30 protein-coding genes are annotated in these 24,020 nt (G+C 52.9%); 2 read left to right on the top strand and 28 right to left on the bottom strand.

The genetic code is table 11. The features are described from left to right. The 6 genes from BM181_RS00700 to BM181_RS00675 form a co-directional block, all read right to left on the bottom strand. Window positions 1–4,257: a 2-hydroxyacyl-CoA dehydratase gene (locus BM181_RS00700; protein WP_075441480.1), complete on the bottom strand. Its 4,257-nt coding sequence runs from the start codon at window positions 4,255–4,257 to the stop codon at window positions 1–3. Between the two features lie 169 nt (window positions 4,258–4,426). Further along, a complete protein-coding gene (gene truA, locus BM181_RS00695; protein ID WP_075441478.1) occupies window positions 4,427–5,203 on the bottom strand; it encodes a tRNA pseudouridine(38-40) synthase TruA in 777 nt (258 codons plus the stop codon). 21 nt (window positions 5,204–5,224) lie between these two features. Next, window positions 5,225–6,025, bottom strand: a complete 801-nt coding sequence (locus BM181_RS00690; RefSeq protein ID WP_075441476.1) for an energy-coupling factor transporter transmembrane component T family protein — start codon at window positions 6,023–6,025, stop codon at window positions 5,225–5,227. Then, on the bottom strand, window positions 6,015–6,884 hold the full coding sequence (locus BM181_RS00685) for an energy-coupling factor transporter ATPase (protein WP_075441474.1): 870 nt from the start codon (window positions 6,882–6,884) through the stop codon (window positions 6,015–6,017). Before BM181_RS00685 ends, BM181_RS00690 begins: the two co-directional genes overlap by 11 nt. Then, window positions 6,869–7,717 carry an energy-coupling factor transporter ATPase gene (locus BM181_RS00680; RefSeq protein WP_075441472.1) on the bottom strand — a complete coding sequence of 283 codons (849 nt, stop codon included), beginning with the start codon at window positions 7,715–7,717 and terminating at the stop codon, window positions 6,869–6,871. The genes BM181_RS00685 and BM181_RS00680 overlap by 16 nt, the downstream gene beginning before the upstream one ends. A gap of 107 nt (window positions 7,718–7,824) precedes the next feature. After that, window positions 7,825–8,211, bottom strand: coding sequence for a desulfoferrodoxin family protein (locus BM181_RS00675; protein WP_075441470.1), 387 nt, complete (start codon window positions 8,209–8,211; stop codon window positions 7,825–7,827). A gap of 128 nt (window positions 8,212–8,339) precedes the next feature. Between BM181_RS00675 and BM181_RS00670 the strand changes: the two genes are divergently transcribed. After that, a complete protein-coding gene (locus tag BM181_RS00670; protein WP_075441468.1) occupies window positions 8,340–8,888 on the top strand; it encodes a BsuPI-related putative proteinase inhibitor in 549 nt (182 codons plus the stop codon). A gap of 23 nt (window positions 8,889–8,911) precedes the next feature. Here BM181_RS00670 and BM181_RS00665 read toward each other — a convergent pair whose 3' ends face one another. Continuing rightward, window positions 8,912–9,796, bottom strand: a complete 885-nt coding sequence (locus tag BM181_RS00665; protein WP_075441466.1) for a LysR family transcriptional regulator — start codon at window positions 9,794–9,796, stop codon at window positions 8,912–8,914. A gap of 437 nt (window positions 9,797–10,233) precedes the next feature. Between BM181_RS00665 and BM181_RS00660 the strand changes: the two genes are divergently transcribed. Then, complete coding sequence (locus BM181_RS00660) at window positions 10,234–11,544, top strand: MFS transporter (RefSeq protein WP_371262999.1); 1,311 nt, start codon at window positions 10,234–10,236, stop codon at window positions 11,542–11,544. A gap of 200 nt (window positions 11,545–11,744) precedes the next feature. On the opposite strand, the gene mtnN is transcribed toward BM181_RS00660, so the two are convergent. The 21 genes from mtnN to rplN all read right to left on the bottom strand — a co-directional run bounded on the left by mtnN (window position 11,745) and on the right by rplN (window position 24,005). Next, entirely contained in the window at window positions 11,745–12,512 is a 768-nt protein-coding gene (mtnN, locus tag BM181_RS00655; protein ID WP_082336082.1) for a 5'-methylthioadenosine/S-adenosylhomocysteine nucleosidase, read from the bottom strand. Window positions 12,513–12,824: 312 nt separating this feature from the next. After that, the gene (locus BM181_RS00650; protein WP_075441462.1) at window positions 12,825–14,450 is read right to left on the bottom strand and encodes an IS1182 family transposase; all 1,626 of its coding nucleotides are present in this window, start codon (window positions 14,448–14,450) and stop codon (window positions 12,825–12,827) included. A 124-nt stretch (window positions 14,451–14,574) separates the two neighbouring features. Continuing rightward, window positions 14,575–14,913: a 50S ribosomal protein L17 gene (gene rplQ / locus BM181_RS00645; RefSeq protein ID WP_033169642.1), complete on the bottom strand. Its 339-nt coding sequence runs from the start codon at window positions 14,911–14,913 to the stop codon at window positions 14,575–14,577. Between the two features lie 14 nt (window positions 14,914–14,927). Further along, a complete protein-coding gene (locus BM181_RS00640; protein ID WP_075441460.1) occupies window positions 14,928–15,887 on the bottom strand; it encodes a DNA-directed RNA polymerase subunit alpha in 960 nt (319 codons plus the stop codon). Window positions 15,888–15,945: 58 nt separating this feature from the next. Further along, window positions 15,946–16,539 (bottom strand): 30S ribosomal protein S4, encoded by a 594-nt coding sequence (gene rpsD / locus BM181_RS00635; protein ID WP_075441458.1) that lies wholly within the window; start codon window positions 16,537–16,539, stop codon window positions 15,946–15,948. Between the two features lie 19 nt (window positions 16,540–16,558). Further along, window positions 16,559–16,951: a 30S ribosomal protein S11 gene (gene rpsK, locus BM181_RS00630; RefSeq protein WP_005842142.1), complete on the bottom strand. Its 393-nt coding sequence runs from the start codon at window positions 16,949–16,951 to the stop codon at window positions 16,559–16,561. Window positions 16,952–16,968: 17 nt separating this feature from the next. Beyond that, the gene (gene rpsM / locus BM181_RS00625; RefSeq protein ID WP_075429259.1) at window positions 16,969–17,340 is read right to left on the bottom strand and encodes a 30S ribosomal protein S13; all 372 of its coding nucleotides are present in this window, start codon (window positions 17,338–17,340) and stop codon (window positions 16,969–16,971) included. A 26-nt stretch (window positions 17,341–17,366) separates the two neighbouring features. After that, the gene (gene rpmJ / locus BM181_RS00620; protein WP_014423857.1) at window positions 17,367–17,480 is read right to left on the bottom strand and encodes a 50S ribosomal protein L36; all 114 of its coding nucleotides are present in this window, start codon (window positions 17,478–17,480) and stop codon (window positions 17,367–17,369) included. A gap of 127 nt (window positions 17,481–17,607) precedes the next feature. Beyond that, window positions 17,608–17,826, bottom strand: coding sequence for a translation initiation factor IF-1 (gene infA, locus BM181_RS00615; protein ID WP_009645081.1), 219 nt, complete (start codon window positions 17,824–17,826; stop codon window positions 17,608–17,610). A 189-nt stretch (window positions 17,827–18,015) separates the two neighbouring features. Continuing rightward, on the bottom strand, window positions 18,016–18,660 hold the full coding sequence (locus BM181_RS00610; protein WP_075441456.1) for an adenylate kinase: 645 nt from the start codon (window positions 18,658–18,660) through the stop codon (window positions 18,016–18,018). A 14-nt stretch (window positions 18,661–18,674) separates the two neighbouring features. Then, window positions 18,675–19,931, bottom strand: coding sequence for a preprotein translocase subunit SecY (gene secY / locus BM181_RS00605; protein ID WP_075441454.1), 1,257 nt, complete (start codon window positions 19,929–19,931; stop codon window positions 18,675–18,677). A 1-nt stretch (window position 19,932) separates the two neighbouring features. Beyond that, window positions 19,933–20,373, bottom strand: coding sequence for a 50S ribosomal protein L15 (rplO, locus tag BM181_RS00600; protein ID WP_075441452.1), 441 nt, complete (start codon window positions 20,371–20,373; stop codon window positions 19,933–19,935). 23 nt (window positions 20,374–20,396) lie between these two features. Further along, window positions 20,397–20,582: a 50S ribosomal protein L30 gene (gene rpmD, locus BM181_RS00595; protein ID WP_075429265.1), complete on the bottom strand. Its 186-nt coding sequence runs from the start codon at window positions 20,580–20,582 to the stop codon at window positions 20,397–20,399. A gap of 14 nt (window positions 20,583–20,596) precedes the next feature. Further along, window positions 20,597–21,103: a 30S ribosomal protein S5 gene (gene rpsE / locus BM181_RS00590; protein ID WP_075429267.1), complete on the bottom strand. Its 507-nt coding sequence runs from the start codon at window positions 21,101–21,103 to the stop codon at window positions 20,597–20,599. Window positions 21,104–21,128: 25 nt separating this feature from the next. Next, window positions 21,129–21,488: a 50S ribosomal protein L18 gene (gene rplR, locus BM181_RS00585; RefSeq protein ID WP_075429269.1), complete on the bottom strand. Its 360-nt coding sequence runs from the start codon at window positions 21,486–21,488 to the stop codon at window positions 21,129–21,131. A 30-nt stretch (window positions 21,489–21,518) separates the two neighbouring features. Continuing rightward, window positions 21,519–22,070: a 50S ribosomal protein L6 gene (rplF, locus tag BM181_RS00580; RefSeq protein ID WP_075441450.1), complete on the bottom strand. Its 552-nt coding sequence runs from the start codon at window positions 22,068–22,070 to the stop codon at window positions 21,519–21,521. A gap of 24 nt (window positions 22,071–22,094) precedes the next feature. Beyond that, window positions 22,095–22,493, bottom strand: a complete 399-nt coding sequence (gene rpsH / locus BM181_RS00575; protein WP_075429272.1) for a 30S ribosomal protein S8 — start codon at window positions 22,491–22,493, stop codon at window positions 22,095–22,097. 32 nt (window positions 22,494–22,525) lie between these two features. After that, a complete protein-coding gene (locus BM181_RS00570) occupies window positions 22,526–22,711 on the bottom strand; it encodes a type Z 30S ribosomal protein S14 (protein ID WP_033169654.1) in 186 nt (61 codons plus the stop codon). A gap of 14 nt (window positions 22,712–22,725) precedes the next feature. Continuing rightward, window positions 22,726–23,265, bottom strand: a complete 540-nt coding sequence (gene rplE / locus BM181_RS00565) for a 50S ribosomal protein L5 (protein ID WP_075429274.1) — start codon at window positions 23,263–23,265, stop codon at window positions 22,726–22,728. Window positions 23,266–23,285: 20 nt separating this feature from the next. After that, window positions 23,286–23,603: a 50S ribosomal protein L24 gene (gene rplX / locus BM181_RS00560; protein WP_173432698.1), complete on the bottom strand. Its 318-nt coding sequence runs from the start codon at window positions 23,601–23,603 to the stop codon at window positions 23,286–23,288. Between the two features lie 33 nt (window positions 23,604–23,636). Continuing rightward, window positions 23,637–24,005: a 50S ribosomal protein L14 gene (gene rplN, locus BM181_RS00555; protein WP_075429278.1), complete on the bottom strand. Its 369-nt coding sequence runs from the start codon at window positions 24,003–24,005 to the stop codon at window positions 23,637–23,639. Window positions 24,006–24,020 lie beyond the last annotated feature (15 nt).

Genomic DNA, 24,020 nt, shown 5'->3' with positions numbered 1-24,020 from the left:
TCAGTGGCTTATCGCCTTGTCCTTATGTTCTTTTTTCTCCTGCTGCGGCCCGCGTTCCTTAGCCACGGCCAGCATCAGTTTCAAGCGGTTGAGCTGGTTGACTTCACTTGAGCCTGCATCACAGTCGATGGCCGTGATATTGGCCCCCTTGTAGCTCGTGCGCAGCTCATGCATGACACCCTTGCCCGTGATATGGTTTGGCAGGCAGCCAAAGGGCTGCAGGCAGACCACATTGGGCACGCCTTCATCGATGAGCTTCACCATCTCACCAGTCAGGAACCAGCCCTCGCCAGCCATGTTGCCGAGGCTGACATGGCGCGCGGCAAGCTCTGCTGTCTCGTAGATCGTATTCGGTGCACGGAAATGGCGGCTCTCCTTAAGGGCCTTGCGCATTGGCTTGCGGAAGAATTCGATGGCCTTGATGAACAGCTTGCCAAAGAACTCATCCTTGTACTTGCCTGCCAGCAGCTGATGCTTGGCAATCGAATCGTAAGCCGAATAGAGGAAGAAGTCCACAAAATCCGGCATGACGACCTCGGCCCCCTCATCCATGAGCACCTTCTCGATATGGTTATTCGCCACCGGATGATACTTGACGAGAATCTCACCGACGATGCCGACCTTCGGTTTCCAGAGGTCTTCATCGATCGGCAGATTGTCAAAATCGCGCACGATGGCCTTGACGTTCTTCTTGAACTTGAAGTAACTGCCGTGATTGATTTCAGCTTTGCAGCGATCCATCCACTTGCGGAACAGGGCCTGCGTCGAGCCATGGGTCAGCTCGTACGGCATCATGCGGTTGCGCACGTTCATCAGCGTATCGCCATAGACAGCCGCCTTGATGGCATCGGTGAGCATCGCCCGGTCGAGATTGAAAGCATCCGTCTCATCCTTCAGGCCGTGCACGGCAAAGACCGGCACCTGCGGGTAGCCCGCGTACTTGAGAGCCTCCCGCAGGACGCTCAGATAATTCGTCGCCCGGCAGGCACCGCAGGTCTGGAACAGCATGATGCTCGTGTGGTCCGGATCGCACATGCCAGACTTCAGCGCCTGGATGAGCTGGCCGATGACGACGATGGCCGGATAGCACATATCGTTGTTGACATAACGCAGCCCCGTGTCGATGGCCTCCTTGCCCGGCATCGGCGGGATGACCGCACGGTAGCCGTACTTGCGGATAGCCGTCTTGAAGAGCTCGAAATGGATGGGTGCCATCTGGGGTGCCAGGATGGTATGGGTAGCCTTGCAGTCCTCGGTGAACCGCGGACGCGCAATCGGCTTGATTTCCTTATAGGCGACCGGCGTACGGCGCGTGAGTGCCGCCATCAGCGACCGCAGGCGGATGCGGGCCGCCCCGAGATTCGATACCTCATCAAGCTTGATCATCGTGTAGATGCGATGATGCTGCTCGAGGATATCCTTGACCTGTCCCGTCGTCAGCGCATCGAGGCCGCAGCCGAAAGAGCTGAACTGGATCAGCGTCAGGTTGTCATGCTCCGCCACGAACTGCGCCGCATGGTAAAGCCGCGCATGGTAGCTCCACTGGTTGACCACCTTGAGCTTCCCGGACTTGACCGGCAGATGATAGACCGCATCCTCCGAGAGGATCGGCAGCTTATAGGACTGGATCATCTCAGGGATGCCGTGGTTGATTTCCGGGTCCACATGATAGGGACGGCCAACCAGCAGGATTGCCTGCTCGCCAGTCTTCTCGATGCGCGCCAGGATCTTCGCGCCATAGTCGCGGACATCCTGACGATACTGCTCGATTTCTTTATAGGCCGCCTCGACTGCCGCAGCGATTTCACGCTTGGCGATCCCTTCCTTGTCCCCCAGTTCCTCATAAAGACGCGCAATCAGGCGCTTCTTGTCATGGATTGGCAGGAAGGGCTGGATGAAGTCGATATTCTGCTCCCGCAGGATATCCATATTGCCGCGGATATTTTCGGCATACGAAGCGACAATCGGACAGTTGAAATGGTTGTCCGACTCGTTGACATCGTCCTCCATGTTATAGGGCTCGCAGGGATAGAAAATCTTCTTTACGCCCTTCTCGATGAGATCGACGATATGTCCATGGGTGATCTTGGCCGGATAGCAGAGGGAATCCGACGGTACGGTCGCCATGCCCTTGTAATACATCTTCGCACTCGACTTGCCCGACAGCACAACCTCATAGCCGAGGGTATCGAGGAAGGTGAACCAGAACGGATAGTCCTCGTACATGTTGAGCACCCGCGGGATGCCGATGCGGCCGCGCTTAGCCCCTTCGTGCGGTTTGTAATGCGTGAAGACGCGGTCGTATTTGTATTTGTAGATGTTCGGCGTCTGCTCCTCCGTCTGCTTCTCTCCGCCGGCACCGCGCTCACAGCGGTTACCCGTGAAATACTTGCTGCCATCGGGGAACTTCTGCATCGTGATCAGGCACTTGTTGCCGCAACCCTGACAGCGGTAGGAACTCGTTGCTACGGTAAACGCATCAAGCTGCTCTGCCGACAGAATAGCCGAGTGCTCCGTCCCCGCCTCCAGCGCCAGGATAGCCGCACCATAGGCGCCCATAAGCCCAGCGATGTCCGGACGGATGACGTCGCGGTCCAGCAGCTTCTCCATGCAGCGCAGCACCGCATCGTTGTAGAAGGTGCCGCCCTGCACGACGATGTGGTCGCCGAGCTCGCGGACGTCCTTGAGCTGCATGACCTTGAACAAGGCATTCTTGATGACCGAGAAGGCAATGCCCGCCGAAATGTCGGCGACTTCCGCCCCCTCCTTCTGCGCCTGCTTGACCTTCGAATTCATGAAGACCGTGCAGCGCGTACCGAGGTCAACGGGGGCCTTGGAGGTCAGTGCCTTCTTCGCAAACTCCGCCGGCGTCATATGCAAGCCCTCAGCGAAGTTCTGGATGAACGAGCCGCAGCCCGCCGAGCAGGCCTCATTGAGGGTGATATTGCCGATGCTGCCATCCTTGACGAAGAAGCACTTCATATCCTGGCCGCCGATATCGAGGACAAAGGTGACCTCCGGACAGAACTCCTGGGCCGCCCGCAGATGGGCAAAGGTCTCGACCTCGCCGCCATCGGCATGGATGGCCGCCTTGACGATGGCCTCACCATAGCCCGTCGTCATCGTCCCCGCGATCCAGGCCGTTTGGGGCATGGCCTTATAGAGCTCCTTCATCTCACTGACGACAGTCTTCAATGGCGATCCCTGATTGCTGCCATAGGAAGTATAGAGGATTTCTTTCTCGCGGCCGATGGCCGTGATCTTCGTAGTCGTCGACCCCGCATCGATGCCCACATAGACGGGGCCTTCATAGTCTGCAAACGTTCCGCGCTTTACCTTATCCCTATCGTGGCGTTGCTTGAATTCCTCATATTCGGCTTCGCTGTCAAACAGCGTGAAGTCCGCCTGGCGCGTCTCGCTGGCTGCCGCCTCCTTGGCACGCTCAATGCTCGTCTCCAGCTGCGAGACATCGATGTTCTTGGCTTCCTCGGAGAGAGCCGATCCCATCGCGACAAAGTAGTTGCCGTAATCCACAGCGACAACATGCTCCTTGTCGAGCCCGAGGGTCTCGATGAAGCGCTTGCGCAGCTCCGGCAGGAAATGCAGTGGGCCGCCCAGGAACGCAACATGACCGTCAATCGGGCGTCCCTGGGCCAGGTTGCCGATGGTCTGATTGACCACCGCCTGGAAAATCGACAGCGCGATATCCGCTTTCTCCGCCCCGTCGTTCATCAGGGCCTGGATATCTGTCTTGGCAAAGACGCCGCAGCGCGAAGCGATCGTATAGATCTGCTTGCCCTTGGCTGCCAGCTCATTGAGCCCAGGTGCATCCGTAGACAGAAGTGATGCCATATGGTCGATGAACGAGCCCGTGCCACCGGCACAGACACCATTCATGCGCTGCTCCGGTGCATCGCCGAAATACGTGATTTTCGCATCCTCACCGCCGAGCTCCACGACCGTATCCGTCTGCGGGATAAGCTCGCGGACAGCCGTCGCACAGGCAATGACCTCCTGCACGAAGGGCAGGCCGATGCGCTGGGCAATACCCATACCAGCAGAACCGGTCAGGGCAAACGAGAACTTCTGCTCACCGACGATCGTCTTGAGGTGCGTCAGATTCTCCTGCAGGGCATTGCCGATCTCTGAAAAGTGGCGGGCGTAGTTCTTGTAGATGATATTCTTCTCGTAGTCGAGAACCACCAACTTGATGGTCGTAGAACCTACGTCGATACCAACCTTTAATAGGGAATTCATAGTTTCACCACCTGAAAAAATGCATACGAGTAAAGACCCTCCTTTTACAGGGTCTTTTCATATTTTAACGCATCTGCAAGTACCGTGCAACCCGAATCGTCACAAACCAATAAAAATAAGCGCTAGCAATACATGACAATCCGCCCGTCATGTCCGCTAACGCCTACCATCAATATTCGACTTTATACAGATAGAGCCCGCAGGCCGGTGCTGTGGCACTGGCCTGGTTCCGGTCAAGGCTGTCCATGATCCGCTGGAAATCCGCTACCGTCAGCCGCCCCACCCCCACATTCACCACGGTGCCGATGATGTTGCGGACCATATGGTAAAGGAAGCCATTGCCATGGATAGAAAACTCCAGCATGCCATTTCCCTTTTCCTCCACCTTGGCCTCATACATGGTGCGTATCGGAAGCATCGGCGCGCCTCCCGCAGCCCGGAACGCGCTGAAATCATGGGTGCCCAGGATGCAGTCTAGGGCCTGCTGCATAGCCGCCACATCCAGGGGCCGCCGCACATACCAGGCATAGCGCTGCGTGAACACCGAAGGAACATCCCCCTGCTGGACGCGATAGATATACGTCTTGGACTTCGCGCTATGGCGCGCGCTGAACTCACGGCCGCCCTCATGTGCCTCCGTCACGACGATATCCGGCGGCAGCAGGCTGTTGACTGCCCGCACGATGCGCTCCGTCGGTATCGTGCCGTCCGTAAAGAAATTCACGACTTGCCCATAGGCGTGGACACCAGCGTCCGTGCGCCCCGATGCTGCCAGCTCGATGGAATCGCCGAATACCACCTGGAGCTTCTCCTCCAATACATTCTGTACGGCCACCACCGGCGGTGTCTGCCGCTGAAAGCCATGATAAGCCGTGCCATCATAGGCTACGGTCAATACGATATTGCGTGCGCGGGCCTTCATCTCCGCTTTATGCTCTGGTTTCATTCCCATTCCTTTCCATTATATCTAAGCCATGATCTGGATAGCCGCCAGCCCGGCGGTCAGCAGGATGAATACCGTCACGGCTGCATAGTCGATGGACAGCAGCTGCAAAGCCTTCATCTGCGTGCGGCCGATACCGCCACGATAGCAGCGCGCCTCCATCGCCAGCGCGAGCTCATCCGCCCGGCGGAAGGCCGACAGGAACAGTGGCACAAGTATCGGTACCATATTCCTGAGCCGCGCCAGCACATTGCCACTCGAAAAATCCACACCGCGCGACTGCTGTGCCTTCATGATCTTGTCGGTCTCAGCAATCAGCGTCGGTATGAACCGCAGGGCGATCGTCATCATCATCGCCAGCTCATGCGCTGGCAGACCAAACCGCCGGAATGGCGAGAGCAGGCTCTCCAGCGCATCCGTGAGCTTCAACGGGCTCGTCGTGAAAGTCAGCAGTGAGCTCGCCAGAATCAGCAGCACCAGACGCAGGGACAGGAAGAAGCCCTTCTGCACGCCCTCCCAGGTCATCGTAAATACCCACACCTGCGCAATCGGCGTCCCCGGATTGCTGAACAGATGGATGAGGAAAGTGAAGAGGATGATCCACCACAGCGGTTTCAGCGAGCGCAGCATCATACGCATCGGTACCCCCGACAGCAGGATAAGCAAGAATGTCCCCACGGTCAGCACCGCATAAGCGAGGGGATGGCTGAAAACAAACACCTCGACCAGATAGAACAGCAGCAGCACGATCTTGACACGCGGGTCAAGGCGATGCAGCACGCTATCGCCGGGGAAGAACTGTCCCAACGTTATATTACTCAGCATGGACCAGCACCTCCCGGATTGCCTGCACGCCGCCCTCGATATCGAGGGCCTCCGCTTTCACGGGAAGACCTGCAGCCTGCAATTTCTGCAGCAGGGACAGGATATGCGGCTTCTTGAGCCCCGCTTCCTGCAGCAGGGCATCCTGGGCGAAAACTTCTTCAGGAGCTGCCTGCATAGCCAGCCCGCCCTGCTTCATGACGACGACGGAATCGGCCAGCCGCGCGATATCCTCCATGCTATGCGAGATGAACACAATCGTGAGCTTCCATTTCTTCTTCAGCGCACAGATTGTCCGGATCAGCGATTCGCGGCCGCAGGGATCGAGGCCAGCCGTCGGCTCATCGAGCACGAGATAGCGCGGATGCAGTGCCAGCACGCCAGCAATCGCCGCCCGCCGTTTCTGCCCGCCACTCAGCTGGAACGGACTGCGATCCTTATACTTGTCGTAGTCCAGCTCGACAAGCTCCATAGCCTCACGCACACGCTGCTCCAGCGCCTCACCGCTGAGCCCCTGATTCTGCGGTCCGAAGGCCACATCAGCCGCAATCGTCTCCTCAAAGAGCTGCTGCTCAGGATACTGGAACACCATGCCGACCTGCTGCCGTGCCCGGCGCGCCTGCTCGCGCCCTGCCTTGCTGCTGCCGGCCAGATCGATGCCATCGACCAGCACCTGCCCGCTCGTCGGCGTCAGCAGCCCATTCAGATGCTGCACCAGCGTCGACTTACCCGAGCCCGTATGCCCGGCGATTGCCGTGAAGCTGCCCTCCTCGATTGTCAGCGATACCTCGCGCAGTGCCTGCCGCTCAAAGGGCGTTTTCGGCATATATGTATAGCTGACCTGTTTCAATTCGATTGACACGTATATGCCTCCAATGCCTCAAGTAATTCTTCGTCGGTAACTATATCCGCGGGCAGCTTGATGCCCTGCTGCCGCAACCGCCAGCCAACCTCTGCCGCCACCGGCACATCGAGGCCCCGCTTCTTCATAGCGCCCACATCAGCGAACAGCTCCCGCGGCGTCCCATCAGCCGCTACCCTGCCCCCATCCATCACGATAAGGCGGTCGGCCTGGGCGGCCTCCTCCATGAAATGCGTGATGTAGACAATCGTGATGCCCTGCTCTGCGTGCAGCCGCTGCACCGTTTGCATGACTTCCTCACGCCCCTGCGGATCGAGCATGGCCGTCGGCTCATCGAGCACCAGGCAGCGCGTCTGCATCGCCAGCGCACCGGCAATGGCAATGCGCTGCTTCTGCCCACCGGACAGGAGATGCGGCGCATAGGTGCGGAACTTCGTCATGTTGACCGCCGCCAGAGCCTCCTTGACCCGCCGCCGGATTTCCTGCGGCTCCACCCCCAGATTCTCCGGGCCAAAGGCCACATCATCCTCGACCACCGCCGCGATCAGCTGATTATCCGGATTCTGGAACACCATGCCGATCTGCTGCCGTATCTGCCAAAGATCCTGCGCCTTGCAGGTATCCAAGCCATCGACAAGACAACGTCCCTCCGTCGGCAGCAGCAGGCCATTCAAATGACGTGCTAGCGTTGACTTGCCTGAGCCATTCGTTCCGAGCACAGCCACGAACTCACCAGCCGCAATGGACAGATTCACTTTGTCCAGCGCCACGAACTCCTGCGGTGTGCCCGGATGATATACATGTGTAAGGTTCTCTACCTCGATAAATGCCATCTGGATATCCTCTTTCCCCAAAATCATACATGCACCATTATAACACAAAAAACAAGGCGGTCTGTGCAAAATCCTGCACAAACCGCCCAGCTTTTTATCACTATTGCTTAGATATCCGTTTTCCACAAACCATGCAGATTGCAATAAGCAAATACGCTCACCGGCGCATCCCCATCTGCAATCCTGAAGGCTGCCTCTGGCTTATCCTCAGGCGTCAGCTGACGCATAAGGCCGCCCAGCTTCGTCTGCACATGAATCCACTCGATGAAGTGCTCAGGCGTCATAGGATGAGCCACCGAACCGACCGTTACCTTCAGCATACCCGCACCGGCATCATACTCAGCCACCGGTACATGTTTCTCCTGAGCCGCATCGGTCGTATTCGCCGTCAGCTCTTCCATCGGCTGTCCGCAGCATACCAACGGCCCTCCGCCCTCATGGATCAGACCGATAAGGTTACCACATTTACTGCAACGATAAAATTTACTGGCCATACCTTTCCCTCCATATTCATAATACACACAAAATTCACACTTATATTGTACAAAAAAAAGGCAGGAAACACAAGGATTTCCCACGAAATAGATAATAAAGTATTTTTTTGACGATAGGAGTATTCACCATGCGAAAAATCATCTTACTGCTTTCCCTTTTCCTGCTGATCCCCAGCATGGCCTCAGCCCGCTTCGGCACAGGCATCGGCATCACCTTCCCGGCCTCGTCATCAGGCAGCTCAGCCCCGCAGAGCACCTATGCCTCCCTGACCTACGAGCAGATTGCCGAGGAGCTGTCCATCCAGGAAACCCACGGCCGCCTGCAGCTCGAATTCAAAATCACCAACACCAGCAGCATCCCTTACTCGCTCCAACAAAAGACGAGCCAGATCTACGACATCATCATCACCGACAAGAACGGGAAAAAGCTCTGGCAGTGGTCGGACAACATGGCCTTCACCCAGGCGCTGACCACCGTTGTCATCTCCCCGCATAGCACTACCGTCTACGAAGCCGAGCTTGACAGCAAGACCTACCGCAACATAAAGGAAAAGGCCGTGCTCGCCACCGCCTACCTCCTCAACAGTCCCTGCAAGCTATCCACCAAGCTCCCCACGCACACTGCCACCCACAGCACCCCCGTCCTCATCCACGGCGGCGTGATCATCGGCAACTGATTACATCACGCGAAGAGAACCTATTATACATCCTGATGGCTGTTGAAGTAATTTATGGTGAATTGCTGGAAACAGATTGCTGCCGACGTGAGCGGCCGTCGTGTATTCCAAGCGATTCCCACGGCGCGCTTGCATACAGGAAATGCCACGGGAATATAACAAACGCCCATCTGTTCCGTACAAGGGATATGCGGCAGCAAGCTGACCCCCAGTTGTGCGGCCACGAGCGAGATCAGATTATGAACCTCGTCTCCCTCAAAGATCACCTGCGGCTGGCTTTCAGCCAGATCCAGCAGCTGATTGACCTGCTGGCGGAGCGTATACTCCGGCTTCAGCGTGATGAAGGCCTCGCCATCGATTTCTTCTAGCCGCACCTTTTCCTTCTGCGCCAATGGATGCGAACAGGGCACTACCAGGAAAAGTTCCTCGGACCACAGATACATCCAGGCAATATCCGCTCCATTCAGCATCGAACATAGGCAGATATCGGTATCCCCTTTCATGAGTGCCTCGGTCAATGCAGTGGAGTTCTGCTGGTTCAGCGTGATCCCTATATGCGGATAACGGATATGAAACCTGCTGAGAATCAAGGGCAGATAGGTATCGCCCAGTGAGTGGAGGAACGATACACTCACTGACCCTTCTCCCCCATGATCCATGATGATTTCCTGCCGTGCTACCTCCATCTCACGAAGTACCCGGTCCACATGGAACAGGAACTTTTCGCCGGCCTCTGTGAGCTTCGTCTGTTTTCCCTGGCGTTCAAACAGCATCACTGCCAGTTCCTTCTCCAGCTTGGCAATGGAGCGGCTAAGTGCCGACTGGGACACCATGATGGCTTTTGCAGTCTGCGAGAAACTCCCATGACGCGCCAAAGCCTGAAAATATTTCAACTGTGTTAACTCCATAACCGGTAAGGCCTCCCCTGTTCTATCTCCAGCCAGCACTTTGTTGTATATCATGCATAATAAACTACATCCAGATTCATTATACCCAGTGAAATCAGGGCTTTCAAGAAATATATCATGATTTTGATGATTTTTATGCATAGATATCGTGAAATTTTTTCATATTCGCATTGTTTTGTGACAATTTGCATCTATTATGCATTTTTTGCGCTTTTCCCGTGCATTTTTCACATTCGACATCTCATTCCTACCCTCCTATAATAGGTTTCTGTAAACTTATCATAGGAGGGTAGAATTGTGTAATCATGCATACTCAAGTTTCAAACGATTACATGCACGAGCTGAGTGTCACTGCTCATATCGATGCATCGGATGCAGCAGATTATCTCCAGACCTTTTCCTTTCCCATCTGCTCGTCCAGCCACCGCCGACACACAATGCGAAAGGAGACGTTATCTATGCCAGCTGTTTCAGATCAAGCTCCCGTCAAACTCTGGAGCAAGGATTATGTTTTCGACATCATCATCAATTTCCTGGTTTACAGTGTCCATTTCCTGCTGATGTTATGGTCCACTGCCTATGCCATCCATACCTGGAATGCTTCCATCAGCATGGCCGGCCTCGCTTCCGGTCTATTCATTGTCGGGGCACTTTTCGCCCGCATCCCCGCAGGCCGCTTCATCGACTTCATCGGCCGCCGCAGATTATTCAGGAGCGGCACCGCCATGTTCTTCCTGCTGGTCCTCTGCTATGAGCTCGCACCGAATCTTGCTTCCTTCATGGTCGTGCGTTTTCTTCATGGACTCGCCTTCGGTACAACCTCCACTGCTGCCAGCACGATCGTAGCAGCTCTGGTTCCTCTCAAACGCATGGGAACAGGCATCGGCTACTTCACACTTGGCGTCACACTCGCCTCAGCCATCGGCCCCTTCCTGGCCATGAACATCACTCAGGCCGGCAGCTTCAATCTGGGAATTGAAATCTGTACCGCCGCGACATTTGTGATCTTCCTGCTCTCCTGCTTGCTGAAAACACCAGAGCGCACCATCCTGCCGTCTGAACGGGAAGACCTGTACCATATTTCCTTTGACCGCTTCTTTTCCCTGAAGGCCCTCGGCATATCGAGCATAGCCTTCATGGGCGGCGTTTGTTACTCCACCGTACTGAGCTTCCTGGGCGCCTATACCAACGCCATCGGGGTAACGGGAATTGGCGCTACCTGCTTCTTCCTCTGCTTTGCCGCCACGTCATTCATCAGCCGTCCACTTACCGGCTTCCTGCTTGACAATTACGGCGGCGATATTGTCGTCTATCCGTCACTGCTCTGCATGGCCATCGCCATGAGTATCATCGCCCGTGCAACTACGGATATCCCTCTGCTGATCGGCGCCCTGTTCCTGGGCTTTGGTTACGGAACCTTGACAGCCTGCTGTCATGCCTTAGCCGTCCACTGTGCTCCCATGCATCAAGTCGGCATTGCCACCAGCACCTACTTTGTCCTCCTCGATCTCGGCATTGGCGTAGGCCCCTATACCCTAGGCAGCTTTGTCCCGGATTTTGGCTTCCAGGTTGTATATCTCGGCGCCGGAACGATTTCCCTCCTGGGTATCGGCCTCTACTTCTACCTCCTCGGCCGCCATCATCGCTTCACCCGTCATCAGATGGACCGCGACAGCGAAGCCAAGACCATCGTCGAACAGCGCCGCCAGCATTTCTATGAAAAACGTCTGGCCCACCAGCATGGTTGATCCTGCTCTATACTGCTTCGATCTGATATCAGCCTGATCCCTTCTTGCGACACTTCAATACAGGAAACAAAAATGGCCCTTGATCACAGTGATCAAGGACCATTTTGCTATAACAGGCCAAGTTCGTGTCTTCTTCTCCAATTTCCCCTTTATCTCTGTGGCATTGCCGGCCTGATCCTGCCTTTCAGCACAAGGGGCCGTTAGTTTCCTAGCTGTCCGGCGCAATCATACGATCTGTAGATTTCCTGCGCCACGGACAGGACGAATTCCTGACAGGCCTGTGCCGTTTCCGGCTGGAAATCCTCCTCACGGAATTCAGAATTCGATATCATGCGGATACCCAAAAAGGGAATCTCATACTGTCGGCATACATGTGCTGCGGAATGTACTTCCATCTCCTCACAAGAAGAGCCGAATGTATCATGCAGATATTGCAGACGTTCCTTTTGCCTGTTCCAGGTATTGCAGCTGGCGATACAGCCATCCACCACCCGGCCACGGCTATACCCAGCCGCGGCTTTATGGGCTGCGGCCAGAAGGACTTCATCACCTGGATAATAGACTGCCTGGGGCACAAACTCGCCGCTATCCGGCTCATAGGCATATGCTCCCATGAGTTCCATATGCTGCCAATCGGCCCTATCTTCCTGTGCTGTGCGGTAGGAACTAGCGTCAAACGACTGCTTGCCTAAGACGATATCATAGGCCCCCAAAGCCGGATCATGTCCGCCTGCCGTCCCCTGACTGATAACAGCTGCTGGCTTGAATTTCTCGATTCCTAAGGCCGTGGCTGCCGCCGCATTTGCCGCTCCAACGGCTGTCACAGCCACCACCAGCGGCACTTCCTTATACCAGCCTTCCACAAACCGCCACGTCCCCAGCAAATGCTCCTGCGTCTGTTTCAAGGCATCCAGCAGAAACTTCGTCTCCAGATCCATCGCACCCTCTATCATGATTCTCTTATCCACTGCGCCTTCACCTTTCTTCAAAATCCGATTCTAAAAAACACCAATGCTGACTATAATCATAACATCAGATGAGGATTGGCAACAACAAATAAATTTTCTATCCGAAGTCTCCTCCTTCATGGTCACCCAAAATGTATCACGCATGATGGTATAGAAAAAGGGGCTGTTGCATGAGTGAGAAATCACTTATGCACAGTCCACTTAGCTTTTTAATCTGACGATATCTTAATTTAAAAGCAAAATACAGAAATTTTGAGCGTAAGACACCAGACGGTCTAAAAATCGTCTTTGTTTCTTACGCTCTTTAATTTTTCAAGCAGCGTTATCCACAGGGATTCGGTGCCGATCAAGTTTTTCTGCCTGTATTTTGCAGTGCAGCTTTTGAATGTTATAGGCCATAGCCAAAAGCATCGTTTCCACAAGGACATTTTTATTGCCATGGGTTAAGAATCGGCGGAAGGCCATATCCGCTTTTACCATGGCAAAGGCTCCTTCTGCCTGGATGCTGCGGTTTATCCGCAACTGGATGCCTTCTGGTGAGGTTATCCGTTCCAGATCTTCCTGGCGCTGGCGCTGGAACCGTTTAGATACTTCTATATTCTTGGTCCGCTCTTCCAGCGAGGTCTTGCAGTGATTTCCGTGTATGCATTGGTTCTTTACCGGGCACTCCTTGCAATTCTCACAACTGTAATGAGTCATCTGGCTTTGAAATCCGGTTTTGCTTTTGCGGGTAAATTCCCTGGTTACGGTCAGTCTCCTGCCCTGAACACAGAGATAAGCATCTTCGTCGGCCAGATAGGTCATGTTTTCCCTGCGGCCAATGTCCTGTTTCCATTTGCGAGTCTTGCTCTTCTCATAGTTGTTTGGCTTGATAAAAGCACGCTGTTGGTTTGTTTCGAGATAAAGGTAGTTTTCCTCGCTCTCATAGCCAGCATCTGCCACTACATTACGGTAGCGTTTGTGGGTATAGCGTTCCAGTTCCTGCAAAAAAGGAATCAGCGTGGCCGTATCCGTTGGCTGTGGGCCGACAGTAGCCCAGGTAACGAATTCGGAATCCGTGCCGTACTGGATGTTGTAGGCAGGTTTTAGTTGGCCGTTTTTCATGGCATCCTCTTTCATCCGCATGAAGGTGGCATCTGTATCTGTCTTGGCAAAGCTGTTGCGGTTTCCCATGATATGCAGGTATTTGTTGTATTTCCTGAGCCGGGCGATGAACTCGTCCAGCTGTTCCATGGTTTTCTGCAGGCTGGTTTTGCATTTCCCGATTCCATGGACAAACTGGATTCCCTGCTCTTTCTGGCGGGCTTTCAATTTGCGGCGTAGTTTCTTTAGATGGTGCAAGTGTATATCTTTACCATGTGAGAGGGAGACCGAAAATTCTTTCCTGGCTTTGTTCACGAAATCCGGCAACTTGTCCATAAGCTTGGCCTGATTTTTTAGGACAGATTTTTTCCAGACAAACTTATACTTGTTGGCAACGGATTCGATTTTTGTTCCATCGATGAAAATATCCTGCAGGGAAATGGCCCCCGCTTCTTCCAGCAGAAAATCCATCTGGGCAAACAGCTCCTTGATGCAGGAAGCCAGATGCTTGGAACGGAACCGGGCAATGGTTGTATGGTCAGGTACAGGCTTGCCCTCTAGCAGGTACATGAAATTGATGTCCCGCCTGCAAGTAAGTTCTATCCTGCGGGAACTAAAAATATGATTCATCCCGGCATAGACAATGATGGCCAACATCTGCCTTGGCGACGCCAAATTTCGATCTATCCGCCGATAGGTCTTTTCCAGTGCCGTAATATCCATACCTCCAATACAATGGCGAAGCAGGCGGACTGGGTCATCTTTGCCAACCTGAAATTCAAGATTGAAAGGAAGAAATACTTGATAATGTCCTCCTAAAGAAGTATAATCTTTCTGTGAATTTGGTTTTTGCATATCTAAATTCTACACCTAATCCCGGGGCATTCAAACCCCGGGATTATCTTTTTTTAGGGACAAAAAAGAGACTGTTGCACGTAAATATTACGTGCAACAGCCCCTTGCTTGTTGCAGTATGCGATCAGACGAGCTCGATGATAACCATCGGAGCAGCGTCGCCACGGCGTACGCCGAGCTTGAGGATACGCGTGTAACCGCCCTGGCGGTCAGCGTATTTAGCTGCGATCTCATCAAACAGTTTTCTTACAACATCTTCATCAGACAGGGCTGCGATAGCCTTGCGACGAGCGCTCAGGTCGCCACGCTTTGCAAGCGTGATCAGCTGCTCAGCAAATTTGCGGAGCTCTTTTGCCTTAGCTTCCGTCGTCTCAATGCGGCCATATCTGAAGAAGGAAGTAAGAATGCTAGCAAACAGCGCCTTACGGGCTGCGGAGTTACGTCCTAATTTTCTGTAGCTCATTTATTTCCCTCTTTTCAATCGTTGTTTTCTCTCAGAGCCAAACCGAGTTCCTCGAGCTTCTTCTTGACTTCCTCAAGAGATTTGCGTCCGAGGTTGCGGACCTTCATCATGTCATCTTCCGTCTTCTCAGCAAGGTCAGCGACCGTGTTGATGTTGGCGCGTTTCAGACAGTTGAAGGAACGTACCGAGAGGTCGAGGTCTTCAATGGTCATTTCGAGGACCTTCGAAGAATCATCCTCTTCCTCCTCTGGGAAGGATGCCTCCTCCTCCTCAATCTCATCCGGCAGACCGTCCATGTTCTGGAACAGTTTGAGGTGCATGACGAGAATGCCAGCAGCCTTGCTGACTGCCTCTTCCGGACGAAGCGAACCATCGGTCCAGACTTCGAGGATCAGGCGGTCATAGTCCGTGACATTACCTACACGCGTATCCTGTACGGTGTAGTTCACGCGCTGTACCGGGGAGAAAATCGAGTCGATTGGGATAATGCCAATCGTGTCTTCCGGCTTCTTGTTTTTGTCAGCCGGAACGTAGCCGCGGCCGCGCTCAACGGTCATCTCAATCTTGAGCTTGCCCGTCTCGTCAACCGTAGCAATATGGAGGTCCGGATTGAGAATCTCAATGTCGGCATCACAGATGATGTCGGCAGCCGTAACTTCCTTCTCGCCTTCCACGTCAATGCGGATGACCTTCGGCTCATTGCCTGCCATCTTGAGGCAGAGCTGCTTCAGGTTCAGAACGATGTTGGTTACGTCATCCCGGACACCCGGAATCGTCGAGAACTCATGGAGTACCCCATCGATCCGGATGGAGGTAATTGCAGCACCCTCCAGCGAGGACAGCAGCATACGGCGCAGGCTGTTGCCAAACGTCGTGCCGTAGCCACGCTCGAGCGGCTCGCAGATGAATTTACCATAACGGTTATCTTCACTGATTTCCGCAATTTCAATTTTCGGTTTCTCGATATCTATCATCTGAAATGAACCTCCTCAATAATCAATCGAACACTATGCACACAGGCACAAATATTCATTATTTGGAGTACAACTCGACGATAGCCTGCTCGTTGACAGGAACATCGATCTCTTCGCGGTTCGGGAAACGAGTTACCGTACCCGTGAGGTTAGCCTGGTCAGCCTGGAGCCATGCCGGAGCGGAAAGAGCATTGCTGCTCTCTTTGAGCTCTTTGAAGAAGGCATTGCTCTGGCTCTTCTCGCTAACAGCGATAACGTCGTTAGCGGAAACAAGTGCGGACGGAATGTCTACGCGCTTGCCGTTGACCGTGAAGTGGCCATGACGAACGAGCTGGCGAGCCTGACGACGCGTGTTGGCAAGGCCAAGACGGAAAACGACGTTGTCAAGACGACGCTCAAGAAGACCAAGCAGGTTTTCACCCGTAACACCCTGCATCTTCTTCGCTTTATCGTAGTATCCACGGAACTGTTTCTCCAGTACACCGTAGATGAACTTTGCTTTCTGCTTTTCTTTCAGCTGCAGACCATACTCGGAAACCTTACGGTTCGTACGGCGCGGCTGACGTTTCGATTCTTTGGAACGACCAATAACAGCCGGCTCAATGCCAAGTGCACGGCATCTTTTAATGGCTGGTACTCTATCAATTGCCATCTAGTAATTGCACCTCCTATTAAACTCTTCTACGCTTCGGCGGACGGCAGCCATTGTGCGGAATCGGGGTAACATCTTTGATCATGTTAACCTCAAGGCCCGTTGCCTGCAGGGAACGGATTGCGGCTTCACGGCCAGCACCAGGACCCTTAACGTAAACCTCGACCTGCTTGAGGCCGTGCTCCATAGCTGCTTTAGCAGCCGTCTCAGCAGCCATCTGAGCTGCGAACGGAGTGCTCTTACGGGAACCACGGAAACCAAGGCCGCCTGCGCTAGCCCAGGAAAGTGCATTACCGCTCTTATCAGTGAGCGTTACAATCGTGTTGTTGAACGTAGAGCTGATGTGCGCTACGCCATATTCTATGTTCTTACGAACTTTTTTCTTCGTGCGAACTGCTTTCTTAACTGCCACCAGTTAACCCTCCTTTATTAGTCTTTCTTCTTGCCTGCTACAGCCTTTTTCGGGCCTTTACGCGTGCGGGCGTTGTTCTTAGTGTTCTGTCCACGGACAGGAAGGCCAAGACGGTGGCGACGACCACGGTAGCAGCCGATATCAACGAGTCGTTTGATGTTCATCTGACGCTCACGACGAAGGTCACCTTCGACGATAACGTTCTTATCGATGGCATCACGAAGTTTTACAACTTCATCCTCCGTGAGGTCACGCGTACGGGTATCCGGATTGATGCCAGTCTCCTTCAGAAGATCCTTAGAAGTCTTCAAACCAATACCAAAAATGTACGTCAATGCAATTTCAATTCTCTTGTCACGGGGTAAATCTACACCGGCAATACGTGCCATTAATAAAGCACCTCCTTATTCAATAATTAACCTTGTCTCTGTTTATGTTTCGGATTTTCGCAGATGACCATAACACGGCCTTTGCGCTTAATGACTTTGCATTTTTCACAAATCCGTTTTACTGACGGTTTTACCTTCATCTTGTGGTTGCCCCCTTTTCTATATTGTCAGTCTCATTTTGCTAGTATACCATGTTTATTCCATCCTGCCTAGTAGCAAACGAAAAAAATGGTAAATATTTTTTAAACCCGCAAAAGCGGAGATGACTTATTTGAATCGGTAGGTTATACGGCCACGCGTTAAGTCATATGGCGTGAGTTCGATAGTGACTTTGTCACCGGGAAGAATACGGATGAAGTTCATACGGATCTTACCGGATACATGCGCCAGTACAACATGACCATTCTCAAGCTCAACCTGGAACATCGCGTTTGGCAGTGCCTCCAGGACTTTGCCTTCTACTTCGATAACATCTTGCTTCGACATGTTTTTTCTCCTTTTATGGAAATTGGTTGGGCCAAAGTCATCTAAGGAGCTTCTGCATTTTCTATCAATGCCATGCCCAACAACAGGTTGTCAATCAATTTTTCATAATCATTGTAATGGGCGGCAAGTATTTATGCCGCCCTTTACAATAACTTCTATCGTTCAGTGAATCTCACCAACGGAACTGACTCAGCCCTTCAGGGTCTCAACGAGATCCTTCGTGACCTTGTCAATCGCCTGTCTGCCATCAACTTCCGTGTAGATGCCGGCTTTCTGATAATAATCGATAAGCGGCTTCGTGGAAGCTTCGTATACGGAGAGGCGATTCGTCATCGTCTCAGCCGTATCATCTGCACGCTGGAAGAGCTCGCCACCGCACTCGTCGCATACACCCTCTTTATTGGAAGGATTGAACTTGACATGATAGGTAGCACCGCACTTCTTGCAGATGCGGCGTCCAACTGCTCGCTCTACGAGGTCAGCAGCCGGAACACTGATGTTCAGTACACGCGTCAGGCTCAGTCCGAGGTCAGCCATGATACCGTCGAGAGCATCAGCCTGCTCGACCGTACGTGGGAAACCATCGAGAATGAAACCTTTTTTGCAGTCGTCCTGAGCTAAACGGTCACGCACAATGCCGACCGTAACGGAATCCGGAACAAGATTGCCAGCGTCGATATACGACTTGGCTTTCTTGCCCATTTCCGTACCTTCCTTCATCGCCGCACGGAACATGTCGCCCGTGGAGATGTGCGGAATGTTGAACTCCTTGACCAGTTCAGCCGCCTGCGTGCCTTTGCCGGCACCCGGGGGGCCCATCAACAGGATATGCATGGTTTTGCCTCCTCTTATTTCATGAACCCTTCGTAGTGACGCATTACAATCATGGACTCTATCTGTTTCATCGTCTGCAGCGCAACGCCGACGACGATGAGCAGTGCCGTACCACCGAAGTATACACCCTCAATATGAGTTGCACCTGCGACCAGGTTCGGCAGGACTGCGATAAAGGCCAAGAAAATGGAGCCAGCAAGCGTGATACGAGTCATGACATGATCTAAATAATCTGCCGTTGGCTGTCCCGGACGGATGCCCGGGATGAAACCACCGTATTTTTTCAGATTCTCTGCCATATCCGATATCTTTACAGTAACCGCAGTATAAAAGTAAGTGAAGAAGATGATCATACCGACGTATAACGTGGTCTGAAGCGGCTTACCCCACTCCAAATAACTGGCAATCGTCTTTACCCAGGGAATATCAATGAACTGGGCAATGGTTACTGGAAACATCAGCACGGATGACGCAAAGATAATTGGGATTACGCCCGCCTGATTCACTTTCAGGGGGATGTGGCTGGAATGACCGCCATAAGCTTTCTGCCCTACCACGCGTTTCGCATAGGAAATCGGGATGCGGCGGAAGCCATTCTCTACGTGGACAACGAACACAACCATCGCGATGGCGATGACCGCAAACATGAACACACTGAAGTAGCTGATCGTACCAGCCTGGACGTAATGGTAAATCGTTCCGATGTTTTTCGGCAGTGCAGCCACGATACCAGCGAAGATGATAAGGGAAATACCATTACCAACCCCCTGGGCCGTGATCTGCTCGCCGAGCCACATGAGGAACACCGTACCAGCCGTCAACGTGATTGCAATGATCAGGATGTTGACTGGATTCGGATTAAGGATAGCAGCCTTCAGGCCGATGGCCATGCCGATCGCCTGAAAGAATGCCAGCACTACCGTGAGATAGCGCGTTACCTTGGTGGTCTTCTTATGGCCCTCCTGGCCTTCCTTTGACCACTGCTCCAACGTCGGCACGACAACATTCAGAAGCTGGATGATGATCGCTGCATTGATGTACGGAGTAATGGACATCGCAAAGATGGAGAACTTACTGAAAGCACCACCAGAAAAGAGGTCTAACAGGCCGAAGAGACTGCCGTTGGCGAATAATTGCTCAATCGCCGCCGGATCGACTCCCGGAACCGGAATATGGGTACCCATCCGGAAGATGGCGAACATGATCAGCGTAAACGTGATCTTCTGCCTAAGCTCCGGAATTTTCCATACATTGCCAAGGGCTGAGAGCACCTCAGATCACCTCAACTTTACCGCCTGCTGCCGTAATCTTTTCTTCTGCGGATTTCGTGAAGCCGTTAGCGCGAACCGTCAGCTTCTTCGTGAGCTCGCCGTTACCAAGGATGCGGATACCATCCTGGACGTTCTTCAGGATACCGGACTCAACGAGAGCAACCGGATCAACCGTTGCACCATCCTCAAAACGATTCAGGGACTCAACGTTGACCTCAGCATAGTTCTTAGCCCAGATATTCTTGAAGCCGCGTTTCGGGAGACGACGATAAAGCGGCATCTGGCCACCCTCGAAGCCGGTGCGTACGCCGCCGCCGCTACGGGAGTTCTGACCCTTCATGCCTTTACCGGAAGTCTTGCCGTTGCCGGAACCAATACCGCGGCCTACACGGTTGCGGACTTTACGGGAACCAGCTGCTGGCTGTAATTCATGCAATTTCATCTAGTGCACCTCCTGTTCTATGATTAGTCTGCGATTTCTTCTACAACGATCAGATGCTCAACTTTGTGAAGCTGACCACGGATTGCCGGGTTGTCTGGCAGCTCAACAACAGAGTTGATCTTGCGCAGGCCCAGAGCGCGAACCGTCTTGCGCTGGGTTTCCGGACGGCCGATGAGGCTTCTCTTAAGCGTAACTTTAACTTTTGCCATTGTACAGCCTCCTATTAACCTAAGATTTCCTGAACCGTCTTGCCACGGAGCTCAGCAACAGCCTCTGCCTTCTTGAGGGCTTTGAGGCCTTCCATCGTTGCGCGAACCATGTTGTTCGGGTTGGAAGAACCGAGGGACTTCGTCAGGATGTCTTTGATACCTGCCAGCTCGAGTACGGCACGTGCCGGACCGCCAGCGATGACACCAGTACCTTTTGCAGCTGGCTTGAGCATTACGCGGCCAGCGCCGAAGATACCAACCATCTCATGCGGAATCGTGCGCTCATCGAGGATAGCGACCTCAACGAGGTTCTTCTTTGCATCCTCAACGCCTTTACGGATTGCCTCCGGAACCTCAGCAGCTTTGCCGAGACCAACGCCGACTTTGCCTTTCTTGTTGCCAACAACGACAAGGGCGCTGAACGAGAAGCGACGGCCGCCTTTGACGACTTTAGCTACTCGATTGATATATACAACTTTCTCCTCGAACTCTGGAGTTTCGTTGTCCATATTTCTAGCCATTCATTTACCTCCTTATATCAATGATTTAGAACTTGAGACCAGCTTCACGAGCGGCCTCAGCCAGAGCAGCGACACGGCCATGGTAAACATAACCGCCGCGGTCGAATACGACCTCTTTGATGCCCTTCTCGAGAGCACGTTTAGCAACAGCAGCACCAACAGCTTTTGCTGCCTCAATGTTACCACCGTAGTTCTCGAAACCCTTATCCTGGGAGCTGGCGGACACGAGCGTCACACCGTTCTCATCATCGATGACCTGAGCGTAAATGTTTGCCAGGCTGCGATATACGTTGAGGCGCGGACGAGCTGCCGTACCTGCGATATGGTTGCGGACACGCAGATGACGTTTCTGACGTGCCTTATTCTTATCTGCTTTAAGAAGCACAGAACTTCACTCCTTTCTCGAATCAGTGTCTTATTTCTTACCCTTAGCGCCGGCTTTACCCTCTTTACGACGGATATGCTCGCCAGCATATTTGATACCCTTGCCTTTGTACGGCTCCGGCTCACGGAAGCTGCGGATCTCAGCAGCAATCTGGCCGACAACTTCCTTGTCGATACCAGAAACCGTGATAGCATTAGCCGACGGGCACTCGAACTTGATGCCCTGCGGCGGCTCAACAACTACCGGATGGGAGAAACCAAGGGAGAGGTTCAGCGTGTTGCCCTTGAGCTGAGCACGGTAGCCGACACCATTGATTTCGAGATTCTTGGAGAAACCTTCCGTTACGCCAATAACCATGTTGTTAATGAGCGTACGGGACAGACCATGGAGAGATCTGTGGTTCTTATCGTCGGACGGACGCTCAACCTTGCAGACTGCGCCATCGACGGTTACTTTCATATCCTGATGAATATGGCGGGAAAGTTCACCTTTCGGGCCCTTTACTTTGACCAGATTGTCCTCGCCAACCGTAACGGTTACGCCAGCTGGGATTTCAATCGGTGCATTACCAATTCTTGACATCTGTACACCTCCTGACTACTTCGATTACCAAACGTATGCAACAACTTCGCCGCCGAGACCAGCTTTGCGAGCCTGCTTATCGCTCATGATACCCTTGGACGTGGAAATGATAGCGATACCGAGGCCGCCAAGAACGCGCGGGAGCTCATTGTGTTTTGCATACTGACGAAGACCAGGCTTCGAGATGCGTTTGATACCGGAAATTACCTTCTCACGGTTCGGGCCGTATTTGAGGGAAACAGAGATAACGCCCTGTTTGCCATCCTCAGTGAAGGTGTAGTCATTGATGAAACCCTCTTCCTTCAGGACCTCTGCGATAGCGGTCTTGACTTTGGAGCCCGGGATTTCAACACTCTCATGGAATACATTGTTTGCATTGCGCAAACGAGTCAGCATATCTGCAATAGGATCAGTCATTGCCATTGAATCGATATCCTCCTTTTAACTTTAAATACTTACCAGCTGGCTTTGGTTACGCCAGGGATGGCACCTTTGTAGCTCTGCTCACGGAAGCAGATACGGCACATGTCGAATTTACGCATGTAGCCGTGCGGACGGCCGCAGATTTTGCAGCGATTATAAGCGCGCGTGGAGAATTTCGGCTCTTTGCTCCACTTCTCTACCATAGACTTCTTAGCCAAATTTCCTTACCTCCTTATGCACTGAACGGCATACCCATGAGTTTCAGGAGCTCTCTGGCTTCTTCATCCGTCTGTGCCGTCGTAACGATAACAATGTTCATACCACGGATCTTGTCGATTTTATCGTACTCGATTTCCGGGAAGATGAGCTGCTCTTTGAGACCGATAGCGTAGTTGCCGCGGCCATCAAAAGCCTTGTCGCTTACACCACGGAAGTCACGAACGCGCGGCAAAGCTACGTTCATGAACTTGTCGAGGAACTGGTACATACGCGTGCCACGCAGCGTTACTTTGCAGCCGATTGGCATGCCCTCACGCAGTTTCCAAGCAGCGAGGGATTTCTTAGCACGAGTCAGCAGCGGCTTCTGGCCAGCGATGATCGTCAGATCAGCAACAGCAGAATCCAAAGCTTTCGGATTGCCGACAGCTTCGCCAACACCCATGTTGATGATGACTTTCTCGATTTTCGGAAGCTGCATGACATTCTTGTAACCGAACTTCTCCGTCATAGCCTTGCAAACTTCATTCTGATATTTTTCCTGTAATCTATCCACTTATGCTCCTCCTTTCCTGATTATTTCGTCTGGTCGATAACTTCGCCGCATTTCTTGCAGGCGCGAACCATCTTACCATTGACTTCTTTGTGAGCAACGCGCGTTGCTTTGGAGCAAGCCGGGCAAACGAGCATAACTTTGCAAGCATGCATCGGAGCCTCTTTGACGAGGATACCGCCCTGCGGAGCTTTCTGGTTCGGTTTCGTGTGACGTTTTACTTTGTTGACGCCCTCGACAACAACCTTACCTTTTTTCGGCATAGCCGTAACGACTTTGCCCTGTTTGCCTTTATCTTTACCGGACAGCACAACGACCGTGTCGCCCTTCTTTACGTTCATCTTAACGAATGCCAAAATCGCACCTCCTCACAATTAAAGTACTTCAGGAGCCAGAGATACGATCTTCATGAAGTCTTTATCGCGAAGCTCTCTAGCTACCGGTCCGAAAATACGCGTGCCTTTCGGAGTCTTGTCGTCTTTGATGATAACTGCTGCGTTCTCATCGAAACGGATGTAAGAGCCATCACTGCGGCGCAGGCCCTTTACGCTGCGGACAACAACTGCCTTAACGACATCGCCCTTCTTGACCGTGCCGCCAGGAGCAGCCGATTTGACTGCAGCTACGATGATATCACCAATGTTAGCGTATTTGCGATAGGAACCGCCGAGAACACGGATGCACATGATTTCTTTTGCGCCAGTGTTGTCGCCAACATTCAGGATTGTTTGCTGTTGGATCATTGTTTGACCTCCTTC

This window comes from Pseudoselenomonas ruminantium, assembly GCF_900113715.1.
GTDB classification, from domain to species: domain Bacteria; phylum Bacillota; class Negativicutes; order Selenomonadales; family Selenomonadaceae; genus Selenomonas_A; species Selenomonas_A caprae.
Note: the sequence above shows the minus strand (reverse complement) of the source record. Positions and strands in the feature narration are given on the sequence as shown.